This window comes from Pseudomonas sp. 05T35, from assembly GCF_056396605.1.
This window is the reverse complement of record NZ_JBFTLU010000285.1, coordinates 1-5,852: the sequence shown is the minus strand read 5'-3', so window position 1 is coordinate 5,852 and position 5,852 is coordinate 1. Positions and strand designations below refer to the sequence as shown.

General features: G+C 58.5%; 5 protein-coding genes. 2 read left to right on the top strand and 3 right to left on the bottom strand.

Translation table 11 applies throughout. The features are described from left to right. Positions 1–292: 292 nt before the first annotated feature. The 3 genes from AC1DH9_RS20175 to AC1DH9_RS20165 form a co-directional block, all read right to left on the bottom strand. Entirely contained in the window at positions 293–874 is a 582-nt protein-coding gene (locus tag AC1DH9_RS20175) for an IMPACT family protein (RefSeq protein WP_427542240.1), read from the bottom strand. Positions 875–885: 11 nt separating this feature from the next. Then, positions 886–1,536 (bottom strand): TetR/AcrR family transcriptional regulator, encoded by a 651-nt coding sequence (locus AC1DH9_RS20170; RefSeq protein ID WP_427542237.1) that lies wholly within the window; start codon positions 1,534–1,536, stop codon positions 886–888. A gap of 109 nt (positions 1,537–1,645) precedes the next feature. Beyond that, on the bottom strand, positions 1,646–2,566 hold the full coding sequence (locus AC1DH9_RS20165) for a LysR family transcriptional regulator (protein ID WP_427542234.1): 921 nt from the start codon (positions 2,564–2,566) through the stop codon (positions 1,646–1,648). Between the two features lie 124 nt (positions 2,567–2,690). Between AC1DH9_RS20165 and aptA the strand changes: the two genes are divergently transcribed. Both aptA and AC1DH9_RS20155 read left to right on the top strand, forming a co-directional pair. Then, positions 2,691–4,040: an omega-aminotransferase AptA gene (gene aptA / locus AC1DH9_RS20160; protein ID WP_477808656.1), complete on the top strand. Its 1,350-nt coding sequence runs from the start codon at positions 2,691–2,693 to the stop codon at positions 4,038–4,040. A 75-nt stretch (positions 4,041–4,115) separates the two neighbouring features. After that, positions 4,116–5,609, top strand: coding sequence for a CoA-acylating methylmalonate-semialdehyde dehydrogenase (locus AC1DH9_RS20155; protein ID WP_477808655.1), 1,494 nt, complete (start codon positions 4,116–4,118; stop codon positions 5,607–5,609). The last annotated feature ends 243 nt before the right edge of the window (positions 5,610–5,852 follow it).

Genomic DNA, 5,852 nt, shown 5'->3' with positions numbered 1-5,852 from the left:
GGTTATCCACAGGTTGCTCCACAGTATTTGTGCGCAAGCCAGAAACCCGGGCATAAGCACTGTAAGGCTTTCTTCTAATGGTGATATACCGCTCTAACTGTTTGTTTTGCGGTGGAATTGAACCCGTGGATGGCCAATTGAACGAAAAGTGATCAACGCCCGCAAAGCCACGTGGCGGAAGGGTTGCAGCGCTGTGTGCTCAGGTTATCCACAGCCGGGTGCACAGCGGTTGTGGGCAAGTATCGGAAATGTTGGCATGGCGCCAATGCCCCAAAAGATCGCAGCCTGTTTTTCAGCGCTGCAACACAATCCGCCCGCGACTCACATCCGCCAGTTGACGCTGCAAGGTATCAATCTGCGTCTCACCGATGGCCAGTTGCAGTTCCACACCATTGGCGGTGAAGGTTTCTTCCACCACCAACCCGCCCAGCTCGGCCACGCGCAGTTTGACCAGCACCAGTTCGCTGAAGCTGCAGGCACAACGGATCGGCACCCGGCTGATCAGGGCAATCCGCTCGGCGCCTTGCAGGCATTTATTGGCGCTGCCGCCGTAGGCCCGGGCGAGGCCGCCGGTGCCCAGCTGAATGCCGCCGTACCAGCGAATCACCACGACCGCGACCTGATCGCAATCCTGCGCTTCGATCGCCGCGAGTATCGGCCGGCCAGCAGTGCCGCCCGGTTCGCCGTCGTCACTGCTGCGGTACTGATCGGCGAGTTTCCAGGCCCAGCAATTGTGTGAAGCATTCAGGTCGCTGTGCTGCTCGATGAACGCCTGCGCCTCGGCAGCACTGGTGATCGGTGCCGCGAGGGCGATGAAGCGGCTTTTGCGAATTTCTTCGCGGTATTCGCAAAGGCCTGCAAGGGTAAAAGGCATGGCTGAGCGTCTTAAATGGCTGGAGTGAGGCCGCAGCCTTTAAGGATTATGCGGATCAGGTTATCGCCGGCATCTTCCATGTCCTGTTTGGTCAGCTTGGTACGGCCAGTGACGCGGCAGATTTGCGTGGCGAAATCGGCGTAATGCTGGGTGCTACCCCATAACAGGAAGATCAGGTTCACCGGGTCTACGGGGTCCATCTTGCCGGCATCGATCCAGGCCTGAAACACGTCCGCGCGGCCCTTGAACCAGGCGCGGTAATCCTGATTGAAGTACTCGGTCAGGCATTCTCCGCCGCTGATGACTTCCATGGCGAACACCCGCGAGGCTTGTGGCTGGCGGCGGGAGAACTCCATCTTGGCGCGTATGTAGCGGGTCAGCGCTTCGGCGGGGTCATCTTCGGCAGTAAGGGTGTTAAAGGTGCTGTCCCACAACTGGATGATGTTGCTCAACACCCCGATGTACAGTCCGAGCTTGTTGGTGAAGTAGTAATGCAGATTGGCTTTGGGCAGCCCGGCATTTTGCGCGATGGTGTTCATGCTGGTGCCCTTGAAACCGTGACGAGCGAATTCGATTTCGGCGGCTTTGAGGATCGCCTCTTCGTTCTTCTGACGAATGCGGCTGGCAGGCTTACCTGCGTGGGCTGGGACTTCAAAGGTCATGGGCGGTTCCGAGCTGGTCAGTGGGGGCACCGTGCGTTGATAGCGCACCCACCGGAATCCGACAAGCCTTGTCGCTATAAAAGCGTCAACGCTGGGCCTTTCATGCGGATTATCGAGTCGCTGCAAGGCTTTCCAGGAAGCTTTCCAGTACCAAATGCGGGCGCCGCCCCTTGCGTGTCACCGATGCCAGGCTCAGGTCATAAAACCGTGCGCCGGGTTTGAGCGCGCGCAAGCGACCTTGCTGCACCCACAGGTTGGCGTAGTGGTCTGGTAGGTAACCGATGTAGCGCCCGGTCAGAATCAGAAACGCCATGCCCTCGCGGTCCGATGCGCTGGCGGTGCAATTGAGCGCCTGATAATGCGCCTGGATCTCGGCCGGTAAACGGAAGGTCGGGGCGATCGCGTCCTGACTATTCAGGCGTTCATCGTCCAGCTGTTTATCGTCGACGTAAAACAGTGGATGGCCGACCGCGCAGTAAAGCAGCGAACGCTCGCTGTACAGCGGCTGATACTCAAGACCCGACAAGGCGCTGGCCTGCGGTACCACGCCGACATGCAAGCGCCCATCAAGCACGCCTTGTTCGACTTCATTGGGCGCGATCATGCGGATCTGAATCTGCACGTCCGGCCCACGCTCTTTCAACTGCGCCAGTGCGTGGGTGATACGCATGTGGGGCAGGGTGACGAGGTTGTCGGTCAGGCCGATGGTCAATTCACCGCGCAAGTGTTGATGCAGGCCGTTGACCTCGGTGCGAAAACTTTCGAGCGCGCTTAACAGCTGCAACGCCGATTGATAGACCTCGCGGCCCTCTTCGGTCAGCGAGAACCCGGCTCGACCACGCTGACACAGGCGCAGACCCAGTCGTTGTTCAAGATCGCTCATTTGCTGGCTGATGGCCGAGCGTCCAATCCCGAGCACACTTTCTGCCGCGGAGAAGCCGCCGCACTCGACCACGCTGCGAAAGATCCGCAGCAGGCGGATATCAAAGTCACTGACTTGTGCCAGTGGGTCGGGTCGGCGGCTGCTCATAGTTTAGTGATTGCCTGACTGAAGGTTAGAAGAGTTGGATTTCACCGACTTTATCGTCGTGGCAACTTAGCTGCAAGAACGCTGTTAATCCCTACGCCGCTTATTGCCCTGCGAGGTTTTGCTCATGAACGTGCCTGAAAACGCTCCGGTCTCCCTGGCCAGCCAACTCAAGCTCGATGCCCACTGGATGCCGTACACCGCCAACCGCAATTTCCAGCGCGACCCGCGTCTGATCGTTGCCGCTGAAGGCAGCTACTTGATCGACGACAAGGGCCGCAAAGTCTATGACTCGCTGTCGGGTCTGTGGACCTGCGGCGCAGGGCATACCCGCAAGGAAATCCAGGAAGCGGTGGCCAAGCAGTTGGGCACCCTCGATTACTCGCCGGGCTTCCAGTACGGTCACCCGCTATCGTTCCAGCTCGCCGAGAAAATCACCGAGCTGACCCCGGGCAATCTGAATCACGTGTTCTTCACTGACTCCGGTTCCGAGTGCGCCGATACAGCCGTGAAGATGGTCCGCGCTTACTGGCGTCTGAAAGGTCAGTCGACCAAGACCAAAATGATCGGTCGTGCCCGTGGTTACCACGGGGTGAACATCGCCGGCACCAGTCTGGGCGGCGTGAACGGCAACCGTAAGCTGTTTGGTCAGGCGATGATGGACGTCGACCACCTGCCGCACACCCTGCTGGCCAGTAATGCCTATTCCCGTGGCATGCCGAAAGAGGGCGGTATTGCCCTGGCCGAAGAGCTGCTCAAACTGATCGAACTGCACGACGCCTCGAACATCGCGGCAGTGTTCGTCGAGCCTCTGGCCGGTTCTGCAGGTGTACTGGTTCCGCCTCAGGGGTATCTGAAGCGTCTGCGCGAAATCTGTGATCAGCACAACATCCTGCTGGTATTCGACGAAGTCATCACCGGCTTCGGTCGTACCGGTTCGATGTTCGGCGCTGACAGCTTCGGCGTGACTCCGGACCTGATGTGCATTGCCAAGCAGGTTACCAATGGCGCCATCCCGATGGGCGCGGTGATCGCCAGTTCGGAGATCTACCAGACCTTCATGAACCAGGCGACGCCGGAATACGCGGTGGAATTCCCGCACGGTTACACCTATTCGGCGCACCCAGTGGCCTGCGCTGCCGGCCTGGCGGCACTCGACCTGCTGCAAARGGAAAACCTGGTGCAGAGCGTGGCCGAAGTCGCGCCGCATTTCGAGAATGCGCTGCACGGTCTGAAAGGTTCGAAGAACGTCATCGACATCCGTAACTACGGCCTGGCCGGTGCGATCCAGATCGCTGCGCGCGATGGCGACGCTATCGTGCGTCCATTCGAGGCGGGCATGGCGCTGTGGAAGGCGGGTTTCTATGTGCGCTTCGGCGGCGACACCCTGCAGTTCGGCCCAACCTTCAACAGCAAGCCGCAGGATCTTGATCGTCTGTTCGATGCGGTCGGCGAAGTGCTGAACAAGATCGACTGATTAGCCCTTCCATATAAGAACGAACAACGGACGCGCAGCGATGCGCGTCCGTGGACAATTTTTCAGGAGCCCCGCATGAGCCTCATCCCGCATTTGATCAATGGCGAACTGGTAACCGATAACGCTCGCACTGCTGACGTGTTCAACCCGTCTACCGGTCAGCCAATCCATAAAGTGCCGTTGGCCAGCCGTGAAACCATTCAAAACGCCATCGACTCGGCCAAGGCTGCATTTCCGGCCTGGCGCAACACACCACCGGCCAAACGCGCCCAGGTGATGTTCCGATTCAAGCAATTGCTGGAGCAGAATGAAGCGCGTATCGCTCAACTGATCAGCGAAGAACACGGCAAGACGCTGGAAGACGCCGCGGGTGAATTGAAGCGCGGTATCGAAAACGTCGAGTTCGCCTGTGCGGCACCGGAAATCCTCAAGGGCGAGTACAGCCGTAATGTCGGCCCGAACATCGATGCCTGGTCGGACTTCCAGCCATTGGGCGTAGTGGCCGGTATCACGCCGTTCAACTTCCCGGCGATGGTGCCGCTGTGGATGTATCCGCTGGCGATCGTCTGCGGTAACTGCTTTATCCTCAAACCGTCCGAGCGTGACCCAAGTTCGACGTTGCTGATCGCTCAGCTCTTGCTCGAAGCCGGCCTGCCGAAAGGCGTGTTGAGCGTGGTTCACGGTGACAAGGCTGYGGTCGATGCGTTGATTGAAGCGCCTGAAGTCAAGGCACTGAGCTTCGTCGGTTCGACACCGATTGCCGAATACATCTATGCCGAAGGCACCAAGCGCGGCAAACGCGTCCAGGCATTGGGCGGGGCGAAGAACCACGCAGTATTGATGCCGGATGCGGATCTGGATAACGCAGTCAGCGCACTGATGGGCGCGGCTTACGGTTCTTGTGGCGAGCGCTGCATGGCGATCTCGGTAGCCGTGTGCGTTGGTGATCAAGTCGCGGATGCGCTGGTGGCCAAGCTGGTTCCGCAAATCAAGGCGCTGAAAATCGGTGCCGGCACTTCGTGTGGCCTGGACATGGGGCCACTGGTTTCCGGTCAGGCTCGCGACAAGGTCAGTGGTTATATAGAAGACGGTGTTTCCTCTGGCGCTTCGCTGGTCGTCGATGGTCGTGGTCTGAGCGTTGCCGGTCATGAGGAAGGCTTCTTCCTGGGTGGTTGCCTGTTCGATAACGTCACGCCAGAGATGCGTATCTATAAAGAAGAGATCTTCGGGCCGGTGCTGTGTGTCGTTCGGGTCAATAGCCTGGAAGAGGCTATGCAACTGATCAACGATCACGAGTATGGCAACGGCACCTGCATCTTCACCCGTGATGGTGAGGCGGCGCGGTTGTTCTGCGACGAGATCGAAGTCGGCATGGTTGGGGTCAACGTTCCGCTGCCGGTTCCAGTGGCTTACCACAGCTTTGGCGGCTGGAAGCGTTCACTGTTTGGTGACCTGCATGCGTATGGCCCGGATGGTGTGCGTTTCTATACCCGTCGCAAGGCAATTACTCAGCGCTGGCCACAACGTGCAAGCCATGAAGCCTCGCAGTTCGCATTCCCTAGCTTGTAAGTAGAAGGGCAGAAGGCCGATCCACCTCTATATAGCGGTGGACCGGCCTTCGTGTTTTCGGGGGGTTTTGACTGATATGACAGATTTATGAAAATAGGTGTTGACGGCAGATTCTGGACGTCTATAATTCGCCCCACTTCCGGCGCAGTCGAAACGGAAAACTCCTTGGTAAACAAAGAGTTACGCAGTTTTCGGCAGCGGTTACGCTTCAGTTCATCGAAGTCCGAAGGAGTTGAAAGAGCG